Raw genomic sequence first — 22,643 nt, 5'->3', positions numbered from 1 at the left:
TCATCTTTCTACATAAGGTGCATAGTCACCGTTGTGAGGCGCTGCCACTATATTACTGATTATTTTGGCGGGTACACCAGCGATAACACAATTATCAGGCACGTCCTTAGTAACAACTGCATTTGCACCAACTATTACATTATTTCCTATTTTTACTGGGCCAATAATTCTAGCACCTGCACCGATTGAAACATTATTTCCAATAATGGCGAGGTTATCTTTTCCTTTATTAATATTATTACCAATAGTAACTTGCTGCAATATTGTACAATCATCTCCAATAACTACATATGGATGAATAATAATCCCGTTGGGATGTGGCAGAAATAACCCGTAGCCAATTTTTGTTCTATGACTTATTTCTACAAGTAGTTTATTTTGCAATTTATATAGTCTAGCAGTGGCGATGTGACTGAATAACTTGTAAGGCAATCTAAAAATATATTTTGGTTCATTTGAACTCATGAAATTACAAATTCTTAAAAGTAGAAGTAGTTGACCACGACTACTTTTGAGTCGAAATCTAAATCCAACTATTCTGCCGTAATTTCTTACGTCATCAGTGTATATTTGATATTTCAGTTTGTTATATGCACGAATCATTTTATTTTAAAAAACTTTAGAATACTTTGCACAATATGTTCACCCGTCTGCTTGTCCATGCCATAAAAAATAGGCAAACGAATTAAACATTCACTGTCTTTAGTAGTAAATTCATCATCTCCATGGAACCGCGAAAATCTGCTGCCCGCTTGTGCGCTGTGTAAAGGCACATAATGAAACACCGCGTAAATACCATCGGTTTTTAAATGCGCTAACAATGCCGTGCGTTCATCCAAATTTTTAGTCTTGAGATAGAACATGTGGCCGTTGTGCGTGCACTCTTGCGGAATCGTAGGCAATTCAATAACACAGTCTCTTGCCAAGATGCTTAAGGCTGCATGATAGTCATTCCAAATTGCCAATCTGTTCTGAGTAATTTTTTCAGCACACTCCAATTGTCCCCAAAGGTACGCAGCCTGAATCTCGCTAGGCAAATAACTACTGCCAATATCTACCCACGAGTATTTATCCACCATACCCCGGAAGAACTGACTGCGATTTGTACCTTTTTCACGAATGATTTCAGCACGCCGCGTAAATTGGTCGTCGTTGATGATAAGCAATCCGCCTTCGCCGCCACTGGTAAAGTTTTTTGTCTCATGGAAGCTGTAAGCGGCCATGTGTCCAATCGTACCCAAAGCGCGGCCTTTGTAAGTGGACATCATGCCCTGCGCTGCATCTTCAATAACAAACAACTTATGGCGATTGGCAATGTCCATGATTGTGTCCATCTCGCATGCAACACCGGCGTAATGCACCGGAACAATCGCCTTGGTTTTCAAAGTGATAGCCGCTTCGATCAAAGACTCATCAATATTCATGGTATCCGGGCGAATATCCACAAATACAATTTTTGCCCCGCGCAATACAAAGGCGTTAGCAGTACTGACAAAAGTGTAACTCGGCATGATGACTTCATCGTCAGGCTGAATGTCGATTAACAACGCTGCCATTTCCAATGCCTGGGTGCAGGACGGTGTTAGAAATGCTTTCTTGCATCCGAGCAGTTGTTCAAACCATTGCTGACATTTTTGACCATATTCACCATCGCCGGAAATTTTGGTGCTACGCATGGCGGCCAATACATATTGATCTTCGTTGCCGGTATAGGGAGGGTGGTTAAATGAAATCATTTCTTTCCTACGTAGTTCATAAAATTCGGTGCATTCTTGCCTACATTAAATAGTGGGTCAAGAATGGTCACGCCGTGGATAAATTCACCCCATAGTTGGGGATACTCTGGGTAATCTGCGTAATCGAACCATGTGAGTTTTATGTCACGCTCTTCAAAGAGATGTTCTTCAATGTAATCCTTAGCTGCAGGCCCCGAAATGTATTCGGTACCCCCTGCCTTCATACAGAGATCCACTAACCTTTCGGTTTTACCTTCGATAAGTTGATAATCCCAAGAATTACTAATCTTAGTGTTGATGCCGAGGTAGCCACACACTGCTTCAATCAACGCACGGTTAAGCACTGAGAGGTACGCATAGGACTGCTCAAGGTAAATGGGTTCAAGCCAAGCAGCTATCTCTTTAAAATACGGTGCACGGCGATAATTAGCCTCGAGCGTACGCCAGTGTTTTTTTTGCCAGATAGGGTTAGATATTTCAACATCGCGGATGCGTCGACTGATGTCTTGCCCTGTAGGAACACTTAACCATTCAACCCCATTAGGGGTTTTAATCTTATTGCGATTTCGCCAGTCATTTTTGGTGAACTGCATATCGTCGTAGAGAATGAACTCATCCACGGCAGCAATCATGTCAAAATAGCCCTTCCACGGAATGTAGTTGGACTGAAGGATCGCGATTTTTTTCATTTAATTACAATGCCTTTAGCATCATTAAACTTGATGAGCTTTGCAGGATTGCCCGCATACATTCCATATTGCTTTGTGCTTTTCCTTATGTTTGTTCCTGCTACCAAATATGTTTCATTTGCTATAGTCAGCGAGTTAATCATAATGATGCCGTTACCAATAAAGCACATATCCTCAATACGGCATTTTCCAGCCAACAAACATTTCGCAGACACATAATTGTGCGACCCAACGATTAAATCATGACCCAGTAATGTATCTGACCAAAAAATATTATTGTTCCCTATTGTCACGAAAGGCTCAATCGTTACATTCGTTAAGATAATGTTGCCTTCACCACATACTAAATTTTTCTTATCCACACTCGGGTGTATATAGTTAATCAGGCGATAGCCATTTCCCCTAATCGCTTCATACACTTTTTTTCTGGCTCGCATTTGACTGTAACCTATAGCGAGTAACATATTGTGAGTCGGTGATGGAAACTTAGCCTCGACTTGGCTCATGCCAACAATTGGTAATCCACAAAATTTTTTATCTTGTACGTAAGCATCGTCCACCGCAAAACCAACAACATTGAATACACCTTTACTCTCCACCGAAAGGTAGTAGTGCATCAATTTCGCAAACTCGCCAGCGCCAAAAATAACAACATTCATCTGCACACCTTACCTCTACTAAAGTTGAGTCCACGTCAATTTTGAGAAATGCACAAATTACTGCTCGAAAATCTCTCGCCACTGCCTAACCAAGTTTCCATAAGAGAAATATTTTTTTACTGCAGCCGTGTTTATACTCTTTGTTTCCTCATCCAAAACACTAAGTTCAAGGTCATTTATATCGAATATCTTAATATTTTCTTTTTCAAACAGAGACCACGTTGTATTGCTGCTCCTAACAAATACTTTTTTTCCAAGACCAAGCAAGGTGATTGTATTTCCAAGAGCCTGCTGTCGATTGTGATTGAAAATGGCAATATCAACAGTTGAAAGAAAAGCAAGGTATTCCTCGAATGGCATAAAGTTCGTCATTGGAACAAGTTTTTCGCCGAATTTATTTTTTCCATACTCAATAACTTTTTGAGCATATGACTGGTTTCCATAAGACAATGGCAAGAATATTTTTATATTCTCTCCCTTATACCTAATAAGGCTGTCCAAAACTTCGAAATGGTTATTAGTTGGATCAGCAGAGTTACCCACTTGTATATTTATAATTTCGTGAGCTTTGGATGTAATGTCGTAATCTTTATAAAGGTTGCTAATATATCCAAAACATTCATGGTAACGCCCCTTTGCGCCGTACCACTTTTTCGCTAACTCATAGTCACCTTCGATGTAGGTAACGAAATGCCCGATTTTGCCAATTACTGACGTCCGAATTTTTTCAAATTGATCTGCCAGAAATTTTTTTGGTCGGTTTTGATAGTAGTAAAGATCACCACCCCAGATGCACCAGTAACATTTTTTGAGCAACCACGGCTGGAGAAAAAGTAGTTGAATAATTTGCTTATTCCAAAGACCGTGGAGAATGATCTTTTCCGCTTTGTACATTGCGATCAGAAGAGTAAAAATTTTCGATATTTTGTCTATCCAGGTCACGGGATGATCTTGTGCCAACCCATATTCATATTTTTTTTTGCCGATGATCAAAAAATGATGTTTAGAGATATCAAAGTTTGCACCCACAAAATCTATAAAGGGCGGTATGAATTTGTCTAATGTAATGATATGAAGAATTCTAGAGTTCATCTCTCACCAATCTGAGAATACTCAAACCTTTCAGCTACAAACCTAGCGCTGTCGCCAGTACCGTACTGGCATCTTCCGCAATGCTTGATGCCGGAGATCTTGACCATAGCGTAGGGTGTGTTGGTAGGTTGTTGCATAAAGTTTGGTATTTGTGGAAAAAATGGTTGTTTTGCTGAGTGCAAACTGCTGCTCATCGCCCAATCGCAAAATACTCAATTCCAGCACTGCGCACAGCCTTCGGATCATAAAGATTGCGTCCATCGAAAATCACCGGATTTTTGAGCTTGGCTTTAATCACATCAAAGTCGGGGCTGCGGAATTCTTTCCATTCGGTGACGATGACTAGCGCATCGGCACCTTCGCAGGCGCTGAGCGGATCTTCAGCGTAGGCGAGTCTGGTTTCCTTTCCAAAAATACGCTTTGCTTCCGACATGGCTACCGGGTCGTAGGCGGTGACGGTGGCGCCTGCCGCGAACAGATCGGCGATGAGTTTGCGGCTAGGGGCGTCGCGCATGTCGTCGGTGTTGGGCTTGAAGGCCAGGCCCCAGAGGGCAAATTTTTTGCCGCTGAGGTCATTGCCGAATTGGGCTTTGATCTTGTTGGTGAGGACGTGCTTTTGCGCGTCGTTGGCTTCTTCGACTGCGCTGAGTACCTTGAGCGTGATGCCGCCATCTTCTGCTGCAGTTTTGATCAGGGCTTTGACGTCTTTAGGGAAGCAGGAGCCGCCGTAGCCACAGCCTGGATAGAGGAAGTGGTAACCGATGCGAACGTCGGAGCCAATGCCCTGGCGCACCATTTCAATGTCGGCACCCAGCTTTTCCGAGAGGTTGGCCAGTTCGTTCATGAAGCTGATACGCGTGGCGAGCATGGCATTGGCGGCGTATTTGGTGAGCTCGGCGCTTTTGACATCCATCGCGATGAGGCGGTCGTGATTGCGATTGAAAGGTGCGTAGAGTTTACGCATCAAGTCAATGGCTTGTTCGTCGTCGGCACCGATGACGATGCGGTCGGGTCGCATGAAGTCTTCTACGGCTGCGCCTTCTTTAAGGAATTCTGGGTTGGAGACAACGCTGTATTGGATGTTGTTAATGTCGCGCTTGCGCAGTTCTGCTGCGATTGCAGCATTGACTTTGTCGGCGGTGCCGACAGGGACGGTGCTTTTATCGACGATGACTTTGTATTCGGTCATGCGGCTGCCGATGTTTTGGGCTGCTGCTAGTACATATTTGAGATCGGCCGAGCCGTCTTCGTCCGGTGGCGTGCCGACTGCGATGAATTGGATCGCGCCATGGGCGACAGCACGGTCGATGTCGGTGGTGAATTGCAGCCGGCCCGCTGCGACGTTGCGACGGACCATTTCGAGCAAGGCCGGCTCGTGGATGGGGATGTCGCCATTGTCGAGGATGCGGATTTTTTCAGGGTCGAGGTCGAGGCAGAGGACTTTGTTACCGACTTCGGCCAGGCATGCGCCACTGACTAGGCCGACGTAGCCGGTGCCTACGATGGTGACTTTCAAAGCTTTGCTCGCATTGGGTCGGCTTTATTGCTTGTTGATTGGATTTTCATTTTAAGTGCTCGGTGACTATTTGTTGCTTGATTTAATGTTTGATCTATCAAAAATGCAGTGACGTGGTTTTGGTGGAGCGCACCCTGGCGCGATCAACGGCTGCAGTCTGGCGACTGCTTTCGCGCCCGGATGCGCTCTACAGAAACCGCTTCGGCTTGGATTTCTCCTGTATGAACCGAACACTTGTTGATATTCGTAAAAACATGGAGTATCACAATTTTCATGGCATTTCCCGCATATGTTTATTGAGACTTTAAAATATACTGCCATTAATTTTGTTTGTTAATATTTATTCAAGACCGCAAGCTGCACGGTCATCCAGGCGTATGCCGCAGTGCGTAAAGCCGTAGGTGCGAATTTATTCGCACTTTCAACTATTCTGTACGAGCTTGTGCGAATGAATTCGCACCTACAACAACATGGCATCCCCATGGGGATAATCGCCGATATTTTGCACTGGTCATAAGGCCGAAAGCCGCAACGCGTAGGGCGTGCGGTATGCGGTCTTGGCACGCACCCGGGCGCGACCAACGGCTGCAGTCTGGCGACTGCTTTCGCGCCCGGGTGCGCTCCTACAAGAATTACTGTTGCTGTCCGGCGTTTGCGGTTGAAGGCACTCCTACGGAATTCTTGTACTTGGCGAGTCCTGATGTGGGTGGGCACTTTTGCCCACCTGGACAGACACAATGGCGTTGGCAGAGAGGTTGATCATCTCCATTGATGTTGCAACCATTCGCCCCATCCACTTATCAAAAGAAAATATTAGAGTGTCGTTTAACGCGGCGATCTCCTCCATGCCATCGATAGTTGTTGCCAACGGTTGTTGGTTTCCGGATCTTGGCGGGAACCGCTATAAGCCGCATGCATGAATGCCAGAATAATTCCGAATATTCCCCCTCCGAGCGCACCTACCAGCGTGATCAATGCACGCTTCGGCTTGGATTTGAGTTCCGCAGGAACTGCTTTATCCAGTAACTGGATGGTGGACGAGTCTTTGGCTTCATCAATTTTGGCTAATTCGAATTGTTTCGCGAGTAATTCAAATATGGTTTCGTAATATTTTACGTTGCGCATACTACGTACATACTCGACCCCGACTTCAGGGATCTTGCCGGTGGGGACCATGAAGTCGCCTTCTTTGGATGGCCGGTTTTTTTCCAGCTTGGCCAGTTGCGCCTGCAGTCCGCGCAGCTCTTCCTGGGTACGCAGCAGATCCGGATTTTGGCCGGCAGCGAAGGTGCGCATTGCAGTCAACTGCACTTCTTTGGCTGCAATGGTGCCCTTTAGCTGCGCAACGCTGCTGATAATCGCCTGCACTTGCGCGTCCGGCTGGATCATGCCGGTTTTTTCCTGGGTGCGGCGCAGGGCGACTTCGGCATTTGCCAACTGGTCTTTGGTCTCTTTTAACTGCTTTTCAAAAAAGAGGCGGCGCTGCGATGCTTCGGTGATCGCCATGGTCTGTGTCAGTTTGTCCAGCTCATCGACATAAGCATTTGCCAAATCGGCTGCAAATTTGGGGTCTTTATCAACCACGTCAACGGAAATCAATCCATCCTTGCCGCTGACGATCTCACTTGCGGCATTCAGGCTACTGCGGGCGGCATCCATCGTTTCCGCTTTATATCGTTCTTTCAACTTGAAGCGCTTGATCAGATTGTCTGCAACGGTACGGCTTTCCAGGATTCCCACATATAAATCATTGGGATTTTTAATGCCGGCCATGCCGCCTACTGCACCAGCCAATCCACCGAGCTGACCCAGGATAGCCGCAGCACCGGAGCTCTGCTGTTGCGGCGGCATCATCTTGGCGGTACCGGTAAACACCGGCGTCATTAACAGACTGATAGCCATCGCCAATGCGCCGGTGACGATAGGCATGCCGATCACCAGTTTTTTGTGGTGTGCCAATGCGATTAACAGATCCAGCAGATGAATTTCGTCATCCGCATTAGCATCATGGTTCGCTTGCACATTGTTTTCCAGTTGTTCAGACATCTTTTACTTTCAAGTCGATACCGGGCTTGCAGCCCGGATTTCTGGAAGAATTTTTAGTTTTGCAGCACTTTGATGCCAGCCGCACCCAAGCCAAACTGGTACAGGATCGTTGTCCATTCCTTTAAGTTCTGGGTCCAGGAGCTGCGCACGATTTGTTCCGGCACCACCACGGTGTCGCCGGGGTTGACTTGCGCGCCGCTTATGCCGCTGAACCAGCCGGTGCTGCGCCCGCTTTGTGCGGTGCCATCGGCCCGAATCAGATACATCTCAGACTTATCCGCGGTAACGGTCGGCCCGCCCGCCAGCGCCAGATAGTCATTTACCGTGCGGCGCGGCCGGTAGATGAAGGCATTTTGCTGGAATACGGCGCCCAGAACATCTACCGTGCCGGGCTTGCGTGGGATATACACGCTATCGCCATCCTGCAATGCCAAATCGGGTAAATGTTTGACTTGCGCTTCGCCATCCGGCAACTCCAGCACGATGCGGCCCTCGGCCTTGATGGCGCGCAGTTTCTGTGCGATACGGCGCTGGCTCTCGACTTCAGCGGCCGCCGTAGCGATGATGTCTTTATCGGTAGAACCCGCCACGCGCTGCGTTGCACTGGTCTCCATATCGTGCTCGAAGCGGTCCGCGACTTCATTTAATTTTGCTTGCTGGGTACGCCTGACGGATTCGCGATTGAGCTGAGTTGCATAAATATAGCCGTTATCAGTGGCGCCACCGAGCCGGGCGACGAGTTCCCTGAGTGTTTCGCCTTTTCTGAGCTGAAATACACCGCTTTGCTTGACCTCGCCGGCGACGCGCACGTATTCATTCTGGATCTGTACTTGTACCGGGACTGCACCAGGGGCAAATACGCGCAGGATATCGGTCGGCTGCACCGGTATGCTGGCTAGCTGGCTGGTGATCGCGGATTTGTCGGCAACTAGTTCCACCACGGTCTGATAATTGTTATCGACGTTCTTTTCAACGATGATCTGTTTCGACTCTGCCGCCGAATCAAAACCACCCGCCCAATTGACGATGTCGGCCAGGGATGAAGGCCCTTTCAATTCAAATATCGCAGGGTTCTTTACGTTGCCGGTGAGCGCCACAAGCGGCCCCACTTCCGGGATGTAAATTACATCGCCATCGCGCAAAGCGACATCGCGACTTTTATCGCCACTGATCAGCATGTCGTAAAGATCGAACGAGGTAACTGTTTCCGTGCCGCGCTTTACCTGGATGTTGCGCATGGAGCCAGTGGCATCCGGACCGCCGGAGGTGAACAACGCATTGAGTAGCGTACTCATGGCGCTGAGCGTGTAGGTGCCGGGACGCACCGCATGGCCGACCACATAAATTTGCACCGCACGGGTCTGCGCAATGCTGGCAGTCAGTTCAAAGTTATTGAATATTTTGCTGACGGCTTTTTTAAGATAACCCTGCAAGTCGCGGTATTTGACACCCGCGACCTTGACCGAGCCGACGCGTGGAATGTAGATTGCGCCGCTTCTGTCTACGGTGGCGCTGATATCGATATCGACCATGCCCCAGCCGCGAATCTGCAATTCGTCGCCGGTGCCGATCACGTAGTCCTGATTGACTTGTGCGCCATCGAACGGTGCGAAGGTGGACGGAACATCGCTGAACAGATCTCTACCGAAGATATTCAGGTTTCTGCCCGTTACCGTTTCCACGTAGGACTCGAATGTGTCTTTATCCTTGCTGGCGGCCTTGGCCGGACGGGTCGTCAATGGATTCTGTTGCTGGCGTGTTTCAGGCCGCATGTTGGTAATGGACGGGCTAATGGACGGCAAACCTTTTCCAGCAGACATTTCCACGCCAGTTGGAATGCTCTGTCCACCAACACTCTGTGCCCATACCTGCGGAGACACCATCCCCAACAGACATGCAGAAAATATAAGCTGTTTCATGATCGGCTTGGCTACGAAATATTGCTTTTTCATGCTTATCTTTACTTGGTTTGATTAGGTTGATTCGTTCAATGCACTACGCACGTTAACTCTGTTATCCGATGTTCCGCACTTGTCCCGTCACGAGAAAACTGAACAAATATTGGAGCGGCCTTTGTAGGTTGGGCTGACGCTTTATCAGCCCAACATTCTGCGCAGAGTGTTGGGCTTCGCAAACTCAGCACCAACCTACTGATTCCGACTCGTTTTGCTTGGGAAGTGCGTAACCTCCGTTATTAATATGATTTTTGCCAGGTAACGCCAACTTCTCCCGGCCCTGTGTTAATGGAGATGGCGGATTTTTTTTCATCCCGCTGGGCGTGCCAGAGCCAACTGCCCACGGCATAACCCAATATGCCGCCGGCCACGACGTCGGATACCCAATGCTCCCTGCCCGCCACGCGGCCCATCGAACCGACTGCAGCCACTCCGTACAACCAGGGCGCATCGTATTCCTTTGCAAAAGGCGTGACGGCGGCAAAAGCGACTGTGGCATGACCGGACGGAAACGATGCATTCGAGCGGGACTGGCCATTGCCCACCCGCGACCAAGGGCCTGTCTCCTCTTCCGGGCGAGCACGGCCAACGATGTATTTTGTGCCAAGAGCCACGCCCGTCGCTGCGGCGACAGACTGCAGCGATATTAGCCCCGTGTTTTGCATGCGATCATCGCCCAGGGCGACCGCAGCACCTGCTGCGCCGACCAACGCAAACGGCAAGGCATTGCCGAAGTTACCCCAGCCGCGCATGACACGTGAGCCGACATGATTTTTCACGAATTGGTCTATTTTTTTATCGCTGAGCGATGCAACCAGTACCGCACCGGCAGCAAGCCCCGCTCCTTTCACCCAATCAGTGGGTGCGGGCAACGCGGAGGATGACTGGTCCAAACGCATCCGCATGGCAGGCCATGGATTGCCGAAGGTTCTTTCCGGCGGGTTGACAGCGGGATGATTTTGCTCGTCCGTACGTTCGGCAAAGTTGCCCAGGCCGTCAAACGTGGCCATGTCGAGGCGGGGATTTTCCAACATTTCGTACAGATCGCCCGGTGAGGAAACCATCTGTCCCACATCACGCGTCCATGGCGAGATAGCGAATCCGGCATTCGCTTGCGAGTCGGACGCCAGCATGGTGCCCAACGGGATTGAAAGGAAAATGCCCTTGTCGTTGTAGGGCGAAGCAACCGTGCCCGGCGATGTGGTGTCTTTGCCGTTGGTGCGGGTATACCATGCGCCAACTTCTATACCGGAACGGAAACGCCGCTTGAACTCGGCCCGCACGCCTACATCCTTGGCTAAAAAGCGCCCGACTCTAGCGGTGGCGGTGATGTCATAGGGCAGACGATAGTGCAGCGCACCTAGCGCGGTGACGGTCTGGTAATCCTGTTTGCCGAACCAGCCTTTAAAATCCCGCTGCTGCAGTGCATCGACAGATACATCCGCAGCCCAGCGACTGTTTTTTGGCAAATAAAGTATCTGACTGCCGACACCGCGGAACATTTCTTCATAAATTCCACCTGAAACGCGCGCGTACCAGCGTTCACTAGGCGTCACATACTTATTGAGAAGTAGTCGGTGCAGCTTGAGGCGATTGCCGCGCTTGTATTCGGCCACATCGCTGCGTACATGCGGCAACAGGCTGTTGGAAGCTTGCGTGACACCGCTGACGCTTTCGGCAAGCGTCAAGCCCAGTGCGCCATTAAGATACAGCCCTTCGCCCAGGCGCTTGTCGTAATTGGTAGCTGCCGACAGTTCATAGCGTAATGCGCCGCTGGGATCGTTGAAGAAAAAACCCAGCTTTGGCACCACCTTGAATCGGTTGGCCTCGCGATCTTCCGAACTGACCTGAACGATATTCCCATCCTGGCCCAGCAGTACGTCTAAACCTGAATCATCTTTTATGCCGGCCAGCATGCCTGCCTGTTCGTCGTGAATGATGTCATCCCGGTTGGGATAGCGCACCAGCACTGCTTCCAGAAATGCCCGACGGTCTATCTTCATGTCCAGATAGTCGCTGAGCTTTTTCATGTCAAAAAACTCATAGGTGGCGACGGGCTGTTCGAGCTTGGTATAGGTGATGCGTATGGTGCTGATTCCCATCGGAGCAAAAGCCAACGCGGTGCGGGTGGCACGCCCCACTGCACGCCCCAGGTTGGAAATGCGGTTATTGGTCAGCGTGAGATTGAGCGCATTACCCTCAAGCGCGATGCGGATATTCTTGTAGTCCTGCTTGACCAGTGCCTGCACCAGGGCGGCACCGTGGCCGGCATCATTTTTCCATTCAGCGATCGAAGGACGCGAGCGAGTACCTTTCTCCTGGTAATACGCCGGCTCGAAAATTTTAGGGATGAATTCCCTGTCGGAAAACGGAATGCTGACAAAGGCATTGATGCTGGAATGATCCCGATGCCGTGCCGCCTGAACACCCAGCCAACCCCAGCGATATTCGACACCTACCGATGGGCCTTTGCTACGTTGCCCGGCGTATGTCTCTGAAGCGCGGAAATCCTTGGCGTAATCATTTGCATCGTATTCTGCGACCAACGCCCAATTGGGCAGATTGTCGGGCCGCCAACGCGCGCCGGCAAACAGGCCATCGGGCCTTTTGTGGCCATAGCCTATGCTTGCTTCCAGATTCTTACTACGACCAAAAGTTTTTGTCGCAACTACGTACTGCCCCTTGAACAGCGCAGTGCCCAGCAGATCAGTTGCCCCTACTGCTACCGTAGGCAGCAAGGCAGTTTCGTCCCATAGCTTGAGCTTGGCATCAACCACCTTGTCTTTATAGCGCCCGTAACCACTGCCGAAACTGTTGCTAGCATTGGTAAATCCCGGAATGCCAGATATCGATACATAGCGGCCGGTCACTTGCAAGAATGGCAGCACAGTGGACGTTACCCATAACTCGCCATAAGGACTGTCATAGCCATAGCCCATACTGAAGGTGCCGTCGGCCTCAACTGACGCACTGGGCATGTTGACATAACCGGACTGTCCATTAATAGCTGGCGTGGCGCCGATGTCTTGGGTGAACCCAAAGACCAGGCAGCCGCACCAAGTATATTTGATTGATTTTCGCAGTACGGTTAACAAATTCAACAGCCCAAAAGAAAGCCCTGAGGTTTAACTCAGCACTGGAAAATCCAGCAATAAAAAAAGACAACGAAGTGTCTTAAAGCAAAAACTGAGGAGATGCATTGCCTTCTCGACACAAATTTTTATGCAACTGTATTTATTGTGATTGCACCGGAATTCGAGGCCAGCCTTGTGGAAGTAGCAAGAATGAAAACATCGATGACGACCATAAATAGTTACAAAAAAAACATTGTATTGACTTTAATCAACGCCGGATTTTAGCATTATTGCCCTCCAGAATAATAAATTTGTTTCCCATAAACCACATCCTCCACGCTATTACGGCGCAGTTCATCGTTGCCATGAAAAAACAAAAATGGGCATTACAGATATAGTCATTACTTTGATGCAGATCGGATCATTGCGTTTTTGGAAGCACCGATCAAGGATTGAGGTCGCAAGATTTTCTGGTTTCTGGACAATCTGAGGCCAGTCTTCTTGGAAATCGACAGTTTGAACCACTCGATACGAGAGCGCTTTGCGAGAACGGCAGGTGCTAGGCCAGCTTTCTCATTGCGACTTCTCAGAAACCTTCCTTTGTGAGCAAAACGGCTTAGTACAAAGTAGTGATAACGTATATACTTAGTAAGCACACCATTGAAGGAGATTGCGCCATGTCGAAAGAAGCTGTTTTCACAATGAAGCTGGAACCCGAACTGCGCGCCGACTTCATGGCTGAGACCGAGGCCGTCCATCGACCAGCGTCTCAGGTCATGCGCGAGTTGATGCGCGAGTTTGTCCAACGCCAACGCGAAGCAAGGGAATATGACGAGTTCCTGCGCCGCAAGGTCGATATCGCCCGATCCTCGATGCGTGCCGGCCTTGGCCGGTCGAATGATGAGGTTGAAGTCGAGTTCGCTGCACGTCGTGCAAGCACGACGAACCACGTGTGAGGGTTATTTGGACGCCAGAGGCGCAGCAAGACCGCGCCGACGTGTGGGACACCATCGCAGCCGACAACCCGCGCGCCGCAGTTCGAATGGATGAGCTTTTCAGCGACGCGGCAGCCAGGCTGTCAGAACATCCCAAGCTTGGGCGGACAGGGAAGATTCCCGGCACCCGCGAACTGATACCACATGAAAGTTATCGTCTGGTGTATGAAATCGAGCGGGAAACAGTGTGGGTGCTGGTACTGATTCATACGGCCAGGCAGTGGCCGCCAGTGCGAGGATGAACGCGACGCTTACCGCTGGATTCCAGCCTACACGAATCCTTAACGTACGATTTTTTCCGTTTTCTGAGACGTCCCCTTCTTAGACTGGGGGAGCTGGTGCTGCAGTCCACTCATTCTGTGCTGTAAGTACCGGGCTGCGAACCAGCAGCTGCACCTTTTCCGCGTTTTCCCAGCAGGTCTGTCGAAATGACGCGGTGATACGCGTGTCGCCGGCGGCGCGGTGCCAGAACTCGATGGCTGCTTGCGCTGCCTCTTGCCATACCGCCTGCTCGGACGGCATCGGCAGCTGGGGCGCAAATTGCCGTACCGGCAGCTCCACCCCGCGCACTGGTGCGTAGTACATCGGCAACATGTCGTACACCGGTGCCAGCAGCAATCCCGGCCTGAACGCCAGATTCCCATCATGCATGTCTGTATTGGCGATGAGTTGACCAAAATGCCAGACGCGCTGGATGTCCTGCTCGGTGGCCTCTTGGATAAGACCCTGCTTGCGTAATGCAGCAGCACCGGCCACCCACGGTTTTCCTGCCAGTCCGAACAGAGCGGCGTTCAAGGCTGCCCAGGAGCAGACCGCTGAGCGGCCAAAGGCGCCGTGCCGGTCGAACCGTTGAACCTCAAGAAACGTTCGGCCTCCGGCCTGGTAGATACGGCTGAAAGCCGCGTCGACTTTCAAACACTCTGACACTGTACAAAGGGCTAGGTGCTCACAGATCAGTAAGTCAGCCCACCGCTGGGTTCCCGGCGATATATCGGCCCCCGAAAACTTCACGATAACGTGAACCTGCACGCCGTCGATGAGCCGCTTCTCCGTGAACTTCGGAAATTCACCACCGGCAGAGGAACCGACAACACCAAGGTTCAGCGCGTCCTGAGCTTGAACCGAGTACGCAGCTTCAGTTTCGGCGTCATTCAGAAAATGGGCGCCCTCTTTCGCGTCATTCAGAAACCGGCGATAAGCGGGTTCACCAAGGATGTAGTTCCCCGGCTGATCTGCGCCCAGCACTGATAGCGCGTAGAGCACATCATCTTCCGACCAGTCGATTGGGTTTTCCGGAACCTGCAGCAAGCCGGCATGTTGGCGCGCGAAATGGCGCCCTAGAAAGCCTTGCGGGCGCATGTCGTCCAGCGGGTAGGGAATACCCTCGAACCACCCATCGCGCATACCCTCTAGCAGAGGCCAGCCGAACGGTTCCTGGAACAGTGCCGCGCAGCCTAGAGGGTAAATTGGGTCTATTGAAGCCACCTCGACACCACATCCTGCGCGGTCAATGCGAAATAATGGAATTGACTCGTTACTCCCTCTGACAGAACGGCGCGCCGCATACGCTGTTCGGCGTGCTTTGCCGCGGGCAACCACTTCAGGTCCGAGTGCCTGAATTGCCCGCATCATGGTTGCGCGACTTACTTGGAGACGATTAAGCAGCTCTCCGGCAGACATTTTGTGCCAAAGGCGGAGTGCCCGCAGGACAGCTGAAGGAACATTCATAGAATATTATATGAAACGATTTTTTTAAACATGAATAAGATTTAAATTACGGCAGGAATCCGAATTAAACGAAACAATTTATGAAACGATTAATAATTAAAATAATCGAATATGCTTTATAGCACAATTGGATTTAAATGCACTGAACTGCGGGTAGGTCATTGAACTGTCGGCCCATGGACAACATAGCGTTGGCATCAATGCATGTTGCCGCCAACTCGATTTGGACCCTGGCTGCCGATTTTGAATGGCCCATTTCAAACCTTTGAAACTCCACAGGAAGCCATCATTTGTTAAGTATGTAGGTGGGTCAATGAATTCTGGCAGAATTGGGTGAAAAGTGCATCAGCGCCAACATAAAAGTGAAAAAAGCGAAGAAAAGGCACTTTTAGGATGCCGCTCACACATGCAGAATAGGTATCATCCATTGACACAACCTAGCTGGCGGATAGCGCATCCTGATCCAAGAGATAACTTCCGACTCTACGCTGGCTGCGGAGGTTAGAAACAGTCCTGATGCCGGGCCGTACCGATGGTGTTGTATAAACAAAGCCCACTGCTGCGGCCGTGTACACGACGCATGATCACACCGCCAGAATGGTTGGGATATACGAACACGAAATCTGTCCTGCGATCATCTCTTCCTGTGTAATCCCCTTCTTGGCGCTTTTCATCGCGGACACGATGTGGCGCCACGCCTCGGGATAGCCCGCCGTTTCTTTCAACAGGTGGCGCTGCTTATCGAACAGATCAGCCCTCTTCAGCTGCCCAAATTCGACCGGAAAGATGGCGCCGGCGACGCACGGGGTGCTGGCGGCGATATTGAGTCCCTGCGGATCAAAATCCGTGAACGCGACCACCGACAGCGACGTTTTTGCCGCCAGCCGCCTGGCTCCGCCGGCCGGGTTGGTCGCATCGCCCCGGAACGCCAGAATCGGATTCTTATAGGGAAACGAAGATAGCAGCAGGCGTTCAAATCCCGTGAACGCTTCGAAATTTTCGATGACGATCAAACAGTCGTGATCGAGACTCAGGATGTCGCTGTCGTGCAGATCGATGGCGGAGTTGCCGATCGATGGAAAGCACTGATCGTTGATACGGGTAGTACCGTGCAGCCCGCGCAGAAGGACTCTGCCCTCGCGTGGCCCGCGTCCGGCGAACTTCTCGGCCGGCGATATCCCGGCAGCCTCGATTCTCGACAATCCGGAAAAGTCGAAGTTGACTTGGTCAGGATTGGCGATATGGTGGTACGACACCAGATAATCGCGGATGCGACGGCGGACGTCTGCGTCCAGCAACCAGTTCGATCCGATAATCTTGCCGAAGCCGCATTCCCGGACGAAAAATCGCGCAGCCTGCGTGACCGATGTCTTGTCGGTCCCCGACTGGTACACACGCACCAGCACCGTTAGATCACCCTGCCGCGTGTCAGCCATCGACGGACTCCGGCACTTTCAGCTTCAGCAGAAAATCGGTCAGCAGGTATTCGTCACCAACTTCCGCTTTCTGCGGCTCGCCAAATAATGTCGGCGGAATATCGAGGTTGCCATTCGCATGGCTATTGGACAGCATCTGGAGCCAGATGACGGCGTCGAACGCGAATACATCCCGGTTGCTGGCAAGCCAGTCCAGCGCGCTTAATCCACCCTCTCTCTCGGCCTGGTCGGAGAAACGATACAACGACGTCAGATAAGTTGACATCGGAATGTCCTTTATCTCCGGCTCGCCTTGGTCGACGATATCGTTCGACCGTTTTTCTTTTTGCGGCGCCAGTGCCGGCACCTCGTCCTTGATGGCGCTGATCATCGCCTGCAGCGACGCGCCATAGGCCTCTGAGCAAGGGTCGGGATAGGCGACCAGTTTAATTCCGGGAAATACCGTTGCCCATGCCGGCGGCTTTGGCATCGCGTCCCATGCAGGTACCGCCAGATCGGGGTGCTTGACCAAGTAATTGTCCAGGTTGATCAGGCGAAGCGCCTTCGGATCGATGCTTTCCAGCTCGAACAGAGTCGCTGACAGACGGGTCTGCACCTGGTACAGGCGGCTTTGGATTTCGTCGTGCCGGTTATACAGTTCCTTGCGCAACACGCGCGTCAGTTCTTCGGCCTGACCGGCTATTTCCAGCAGATTGAGTTCACGCACATTGCTGACGTTTTCAACCAGTTCCCGCGCGCGCTTGAGACGATTGCGGTTATACAGAATTTTTTCGTCCAGGCTGCCTCCGGTGAATCCCTGTTGCACCTCGATGAAGAACCGGAAGCGCTCGATGTCCTCGGTCATGCCGGAGGAAAAATCATCGCACAGTTCGAACACGGCACCGATTTTTTCAGCGAGCTCGACCGACTCCGCGCGCGTCAGCGCCTCAAGGTAGCCGATCACGGCGACTTCAAGATTGGACAGGATGTCCTGGTAATGCGTTGAGTTGCCGTAAATGCTGCGGCGGTTGATCGCCCAGTCGAAGAATTTTTTCAGCCTGGAATCGAGCCGGTATGAGCCATCGTGGGCCACCCGGATCGCCTTGGCGGCGACCAGTTTGGCGATGTGGTGGCTGGGACCCTCAGCGTCGAAATGCACGCCCTGCGGATTGGCATAAATCTGGTCAATCTCGTGTCGGCACAGCTGAAGTGCATTGATGAGCGCAGGTATCTGGTCGTTCATGGCATGCCTTAAAAGTTGAGCTGGACTGTTTCCGGCAGGTTTTCCAGCATGGGTTGTTCGATACATTCATCGAACGACTCGATCATGTCGTTGGCCCAATCCGTCTTGCCTGTGAACCGGTATTCGCCACGACTGGCATCGGTCGACTTGATCAGATCCTGTTTTTCGGCCCACTTGAGCATGGCAGCTGTCATGGATTGAACCGAATCGTTGCTGATGCTTAATCGACTGCACAACAGCTTGAGCGCATCGTTCAGGTTGGTGTTGGAGTGAATCGATTCCGACAGTGTGGAGGCGCGAAATAGCACACCACCCTGCGGCGCCATGCCGCCGATGGCGCCCAGACTCAAGCGAAAAAAACTGATCAGATGCCGTAGTTTCTTTTTGTGCTCCGTCACGGTCTCCTCGACGCGCTTGCGCACTTCGTCGTTCATGTCCTTATACGCCGGAAACCAGGTGCGGCCATTGGAGGTTCGAACGATATGCACGCCCAGTCCAGCCAGCAAAGTATTGATTTTTTCGATGTTGACCGGGTCATCCTCCAGGAACTCGAACAAAGGGGTTTCGGTGTCGGCGTTGACGAACTTCCCCTCGATGAACAGGAACATCAATTTCTGGATGGTGTTAGCCGACATGCTGGTTTCTCCTTTTCGCCGGGCTGCAGCGCTGTATTTCAAAGTCTGGCAAAATTTCATAATGGTTCTGGAATAGCCCCATCACACTTTCCTCGCCGACAGGGCTGGCCGAGATTAGCCGAATCTTGTGGTGCGCGAGCATCTTCAACAGCGCCCGCGAGTTGCCTGGGTCAATGGTGCCGATCTCGTCGAGTGCCCAGGTCAGCCAGACATCCGCGTCTTTTCTGACCCGGTTGACAAAGGCAACGAAGATCAGACACATGATCATGTAGCTCAAGCCATTGCTTGAAACATTCTTCAGTTCAGCCTCGTTGCTGACACGTTTTTCGGCGCCGTCGTCAACCATGATTTCCATGTCGATTAATGACTCGGGCGACTCCTCAAGCTTGCCGCCGGAGATCTTGTTGGTCAACGCGGATAGATTGTTGATCAGGTTGGCAGACGGCATCCCTTCGCAGTCGATCTCTTTCCATCTGCCGAAGTCGGACACCACGTTGTTCAGTTCGGCCCAGTACGCCACCCGCTCGACGCGGCCGGACAGGCTGATTGACACCTTGCGGATCGCGTCGAACACCATGTCGGAGTTCAGGCTGTTCTGCAACTGGCGTGAAAGACGCCCGATCGTTTCCTGGAAATCCTTCAGCTTGTCCAGATAGGTCTGAAACAGCCCACATGCCGACTGGCATTCTCCATTGATCATGTCGCGCGATTGCTCGGAGCCGCCGGCATACCAGCTTTTGAGCACGTTGATGGTTGCTTCGACCGTGCTGCTGCCGGTCGAATCGGAATACACGGACGGCAGACTCATGCCGAATTTGGCAACATGCGTTTGCTCTCCCGGGCGGTTGAACAACGCATGAATCGGCGCGATCTTTTGGTTGCGAACCACTAGCGCCCTCCTCATCTCAGTCGATGAACTGGCATGTTCGTTTGCCAGTGCCTCCAGTGTCATGCCACGGACATCCACAGGCTGAACCAGTGTGGTGCCCGCTTCTTCGGTTGCCTTATTGCTGCGGAACTCGTCCAGGCGTCGCAACGCCACCTTCGCACTAACCAGCCTCGCTTCCCGCTGTTCCTTGCGCTGCGTCAGGGAGACGACGATGCTGTTGAAGGCCTCCATCGTCTTTTGATGAACCGCCTCTTCAGTGGATAGCAATTCCATATCCGCCGTCATCGCCTCCATCCCGTTTTGCCTTTCAAGCGGACGCGTTTCAAGCCAGCGCGTGTATTTATCCACTTGCGCCTGCGACAGAAGCGCCTTCTCGTGCAGTGTCTCGTCCTTCGCTATTCCGGTTTGCAACATTTGCAGCGCGTCCATGTCCACGCCGCCCTTTTTCAGTTCGGCCGCGCGTGCCGCATTGATACCAATGAGCGTTTCTTTCTTGTTATGCTGTTCATCCGCCAGCATTCGCTCTACGCGCGTCTTTTCGCGCACGGCCCAGGCTTGCAGCTCGCCCGACTTCGCATCAAAGGTCGCGCTCAGCGAGCGGCGGCGAATGTTGTTTTCGGCGGGACGCTTGCGGATCGCTTCGGATGCCGCTTGCAAATGAACGGCTGCGCTGCTTACCTGCAGCTCGACTTCTTTGCTGCGCATCAATTTTTCTTCTTGTGCCGCCCGTTGGGCTGCGGCAATCGGTGCATCCATCTCGGCCAGAGTGCGTTTTTTCGCGCCCAGCTGGCTTTCGGTCAGATTGCGCCTCTTTTGCACCGCCCCCAATTGATCGGTCACTTTGGAAAGGTCTATTTCAAGCTGCTGCACCCGCAGCTTGTCGTCCCCGATCGCGACGCGCACCGCGCCGATTTCTTCGGCTAAGACATGCTCGCGTGCGGCCAGGGAGGAATCGATCTTTGCCAGGTCGATATCAATGCCATACAAGCTGTCGCCTGCACCATCAACGGCGCTCACCGGGGCCAGATCGGTATTGAGCAGGACGTCGTCGCGCACGATCTTGCCGATATTGTCGAGCCAGCCAGGCACATTCGCGCGCAAGTAGTGCAGCAGCGTGCCAGGCGCCGGCGAATTTAGTTTCAGCAAATGTTCATAGCGCTGCTCTTTTGTTTGCAGGTGCTTTTTTGCCGCCGTGAGTTGTAGATCGACTTGCAGGTGCTGGGATCTGCTGGCCGCGTGCTGATCCACCAGCGCCTGCAGCGACGTCTGCATGGCATTGATCTCGGCTTGCAATCCTGTTTTTTTATCCGTGAGGTCGCTTATCCTTTGCTCAAATTCCGGCGAAATTCCAATGCTTGCCCGCTGTTCTTTCAGCGCGGTCAGCTTTTCATTGGCTTCCTGAAGATTCAGGTTGAGCAATCCTGTTGCCTGATCGATATCCTCATTAAGCTGATTCTGGGCTGCGGCCAGATCGGATTGAATCTTCGCCTGCCGCAACGTGGCATCGTCGGTAATCAGGCGCTGTTCGGCGCGTAATGGCACGGCGCGCGCTTCCGACTGCTCATGCACCTTGGTAATTTCGCTGTCGTATTTCTGATTGATGTTCCCTGAAGCCTCCTTGAGCGCATTCAGTGTTTTTGTTACAGTAAAAATACGCCCTTTGATCAGCTGAATCGACGCCACCAACTCGCGCAGGGCGTCGATATCCTGGCGTTCAAATTCCGATTGCTCCCGATTGATCTGCAGAATCAGTGCATCAGCGCGCCCGATCTGCCCTTTCAGTTCGGCGATGCGCTTGCTTGTCGCCGCTGCGTCCAGACTATATCGCTCGCTTGTATTATTGATGGTGGCATAAAGCTGATCGATCTCTGCTTGTGCCGATTCAATTTCGATTCCTTGATGCCGGCTCAGCAGATTGGCCTTGATGGCAACATTGGTGAGGCTGGTGCGGGCATGGCCGATCGCGATATGGGCCGTGCTGCCATCGAGAAATGCCTGGCTCTGCTTCATCACATCCTGATAGGCGCGGAAATTGGCGAAGAACGGCTTTAGTTCCTTGTCAGTGATCGATGTCCTGATGGCCGTTTCGTCCGAGTCGTTCATGACCGAATACGCCATGCGCTTCAGAGCCATAAATGTGATGTCCTTGAAGAACATGGCGCTGGCGATCTTTTCAATCCCGTTCAGATTTCCTTTTTCAACCAGCCCAAAACGTCGGATATAACTGCGCATGTCGCCGCTGGTGCGCACCCGGTCGTTACGGGCCTGAATGATGGATTGATACTCCATCACGCCGATGGAACTGGTCGGATTGCGACGCAAGGTCTTTAGACGCCCGTTCAGATGGCCACTTTCGACGAAGCGCCCATTTTCCTTGAACAATTCGCCGGCATAAGGCCCATCGCATAAAACATAAGAAGGGCTATTGTTGCTTGGGCTGTAATACATGATGGCGAGCTTGACGCCGTCATGATTGCGGTATTCGAAGATCAGATAGGATGAATTGGAGTCGAAAATATATTCCCGGATTGGGCGCAGCACTTCGCCGGACGGCTTGACCATCTTGGAAGGCTGCTCGCCATAGAACAAGGGGATCAAGCGCAGCAACGTGGTCTTGCCGCGCCCATTGCGCCCGGAAATATGGGTGTGGTTGTCGATGTGCTGAATGCGCGCTTTATGCTTGACGTAGGAATTGATGACAATGACTTTGTTGAGTCCGCAGACGCTCGATATCACGTCATCAGGTGCTCCCGGATCGTCGGTAATCACATCTGTCTCGAAGGGTGTGAAGGGTGCGAAGAGCGCGCCGACTGGCGCCGCAGCCGACACTTCGAGCACGTCCCGGACTCCATCCGATTCAACTGCACGGTTTGTCAAATTCATAAAAATTTCCATTTAAAAAAGGATGGCTCAAGCTAGTACTGCTGGTTGGAACGATGACGTCCCAGAAGGAAGATGGCAAATAATTGAT

The 22,643-nt window shown here is 51.6% G+C and carries 16 protein-coding genes; 2 read left to right on the top strand and 14 right to left on the bottom strand.

The window, feature by feature from the left end; all coding sequences use genetic code 11:
- The 9 genes from KGFNPO_RS07435 to KGFNPO_RS07395 form a co-directional block, all read right to left on the bottom strand.
- A complete protein-coding gene (locus KGFNPO_RS07435; RefSeq protein ID WP_472634047.1) occupies window positions 1–465 on the bottom strand; it encodes a serine acetyltransferase in 465 nt (154 codons plus the stop codon).
- 134 nt (window positions 466–599) lie between these two features.
- A complete protein-coding gene (gene rffA / locus KGFNPO_RS07430; protein WP_472634045.1) occupies window positions 600–1,736 on the bottom strand; it encodes a dTDP-4-amino-4,6-dideoxygalactose transaminase in 1,137 nt (378 codons plus the stop codon).
- On the bottom strand, window positions 1,733–2,425 hold the full coding sequence (locus tag KGFNPO_RS07425) for a WbqC family protein (RefSeq protein ID WP_472634043.1): 693 nt from the start codon (window positions 2,423–2,425) through the stop codon (window positions 1,733–1,735). Before KGFNPO_RS07425 ends, rffA begins: the two co-directional genes overlap by 4 nt.
- Window positions 2,422–3,084 carry a PglD-related sugar-binding protein gene (locus KGFNPO_RS07420; RefSeq protein ID WP_472634041.1) on the bottom strand — a complete coding sequence of 221 codons (663 nt, stop codon included), beginning with the start codon at window positions 3,082–3,084 and terminating at the stop codon, window positions 2,422–2,424. The genes KGFNPO_RS07425 and KGFNPO_RS07420 overlap by 4 nt, the downstream gene beginning before the upstream one ends.
- Window positions 3,085–3,141: 57 nt before the next feature.
- Complete coding sequence (locus tag KGFNPO_RS07415; RefSeq protein WP_472634039.1) at window positions 3,142–4,176, bottom strand: TDP-N-acetylfucosamine:lipid II N-acetylfucosaminyltransferase; 1,035 nt, start codon at window positions 4,174–4,176, stop codon at window positions 3,142–3,144.
- Between the two features lie 190 nt (window positions 4,177–4,366).
- The gene (locus KGFNPO_RS07410) at window positions 4,367–5,692 is read right to left on the bottom strand and encodes a UDP-glucose dehydrogenase family protein (protein WP_472634037.1); all 1,326 of its coding nucleotides are present in this window, start codon (window positions 5,690–5,692) and stop codon (window positions 4,367–4,369) included.
- Between the two features lie 825 nt (window positions 5,693–6,517).
- Window positions 6,518–7,738: a GumC family protein gene (locus KGFNPO_RS07405; protein ID WP_472634035.1), complete on the bottom strand. Its 1,221-nt coding sequence runs from the start codon at window positions 7,736–7,738 to the stop codon at window positions 6,518–6,520.
- A gap of 53 nt (window positions 7,739–7,791) precedes the next feature.
- A complete protein-coding gene (locus tag KGFNPO_RS07400) occupies window positions 7,792–9,690 on the bottom strand; it encodes an SLBB domain-containing protein (RefSeq protein WP_472634033.1) in 1,899 nt (632 codons plus the stop codon).
- A 242-nt stretch (window positions 9,691–9,932) separates the two neighbouring features.
- Window positions 9,933–12,698, bottom strand: coding sequence for a YjbH domain-containing protein (locus KGFNPO_RS07395; protein WP_472634413.1), 2,766 nt, complete (start codon window positions 12,696–12,698; stop codon window positions 9,933–9,935).
- Window positions 12,699–13,444: 746 nt separating this feature from the next.
- On the opposite strand from KGFNPO_RS07395, the gene KGFNPO_RS07390 reads away from it, so the two are divergent.
- Together KGFNPO_RS07390 and KGFNPO_RS07385 are read left to right on the top strand one after the other, a co-directional pair.
- Window positions 13,445–13,723 (top strand): antitoxin of toxin-antitoxin stability system, encoded by a 279-nt coding sequence (locus KGFNPO_RS07390; protein WP_472634031.1) that lies wholly within the window; start codon window positions 13,445–13,447, stop codon window positions 13,721–13,723.
- On the top strand, window positions 13,720–14,004 hold the full coding sequence (locus KGFNPO_RS07385; RefSeq protein ID WP_472634029.1) for a type II toxin-antitoxin system RelE/ParE family toxin: 285 nt from the start codon (window positions 13,720–13,722) through the stop codon (window positions 14,002–14,004). The genes KGFNPO_RS07390 and KGFNPO_RS07385 overlap by 4 nt, the downstream gene beginning before the upstream one ends.
- 79 nt (window positions 14,005–14,083) lie before the next feature.
- Here KGFNPO_RS07385 and yjjJ read toward each other — a convergent pair whose 3' ends face one another.
- From yjjJ to KGFNPO_RS07360, 5 genes are all read right to left on the bottom strand, one after another.
- The gene (gene yjjJ, locus KGFNPO_RS07380; RefSeq protein ID WP_472634027.1) at window positions 14,084–15,490 is read right to left on the bottom strand and encodes a type II toxin-antitoxin system HipA family toxin YjjJ; all 1,407 of its coding nucleotides are present in this window, start codon (window positions 15,488–15,490) and stop codon (window positions 14,084–14,086) included.
- A gap of 584 nt (window positions 15,491–16,074) precedes the next feature.
- Window positions 16,075–16,926 carry a DUF7281 domain-containing protein gene (locus tag KGFNPO_RS07375; protein ID WP_472634025.1) on the bottom strand — a complete coding sequence of 284 codons (852 nt, stop codon included), beginning with the start codon at window positions 16,924–16,926 and terminating at the stop codon, window positions 16,075–16,077.
- Window positions 16,919–18,148, bottom strand: a complete 1,230-nt coding sequence (locus tag KGFNPO_RS07370) for a hypothetical protein (protein WP_472634023.1) — start codon at window positions 18,146–18,148, stop codon at window positions 16,919–16,921. Before KGFNPO_RS07370 ends, KGFNPO_RS07375 begins: the two co-directional genes overlap by 8 nt.
- 8 nt (window positions 18,149–18,156) lie before the next feature.
- On the bottom strand, window positions 18,157–18,783 hold the full coding sequence (locus KGFNPO_RS07365) for a condensin complex protein MksE (protein WP_472634021.1): 627 nt from the start codon (window positions 18,781–18,783) through the stop codon (window positions 18,157–18,159).
- A complete protein-coding gene (locus KGFNPO_RS07360) occupies window positions 18,773–22,555 on the bottom strand; it encodes an ATP-binding protein (protein ID WP_472634019.1) in 3,783 nt (1,260 codons plus the stop codon). Before KGFNPO_RS07360 ends, KGFNPO_RS07365 begins: the two co-directional genes overlap by 11 nt.
- Window positions 22,556–22,643: the final 88 nt, after the last annotated feature.

It is taken from the genome of Gelidimonas diazotrophica (assembly GCF_055694025.1).
This window is presented reverse-complemented; position numbering and strand designations above follow the sequence as displayed.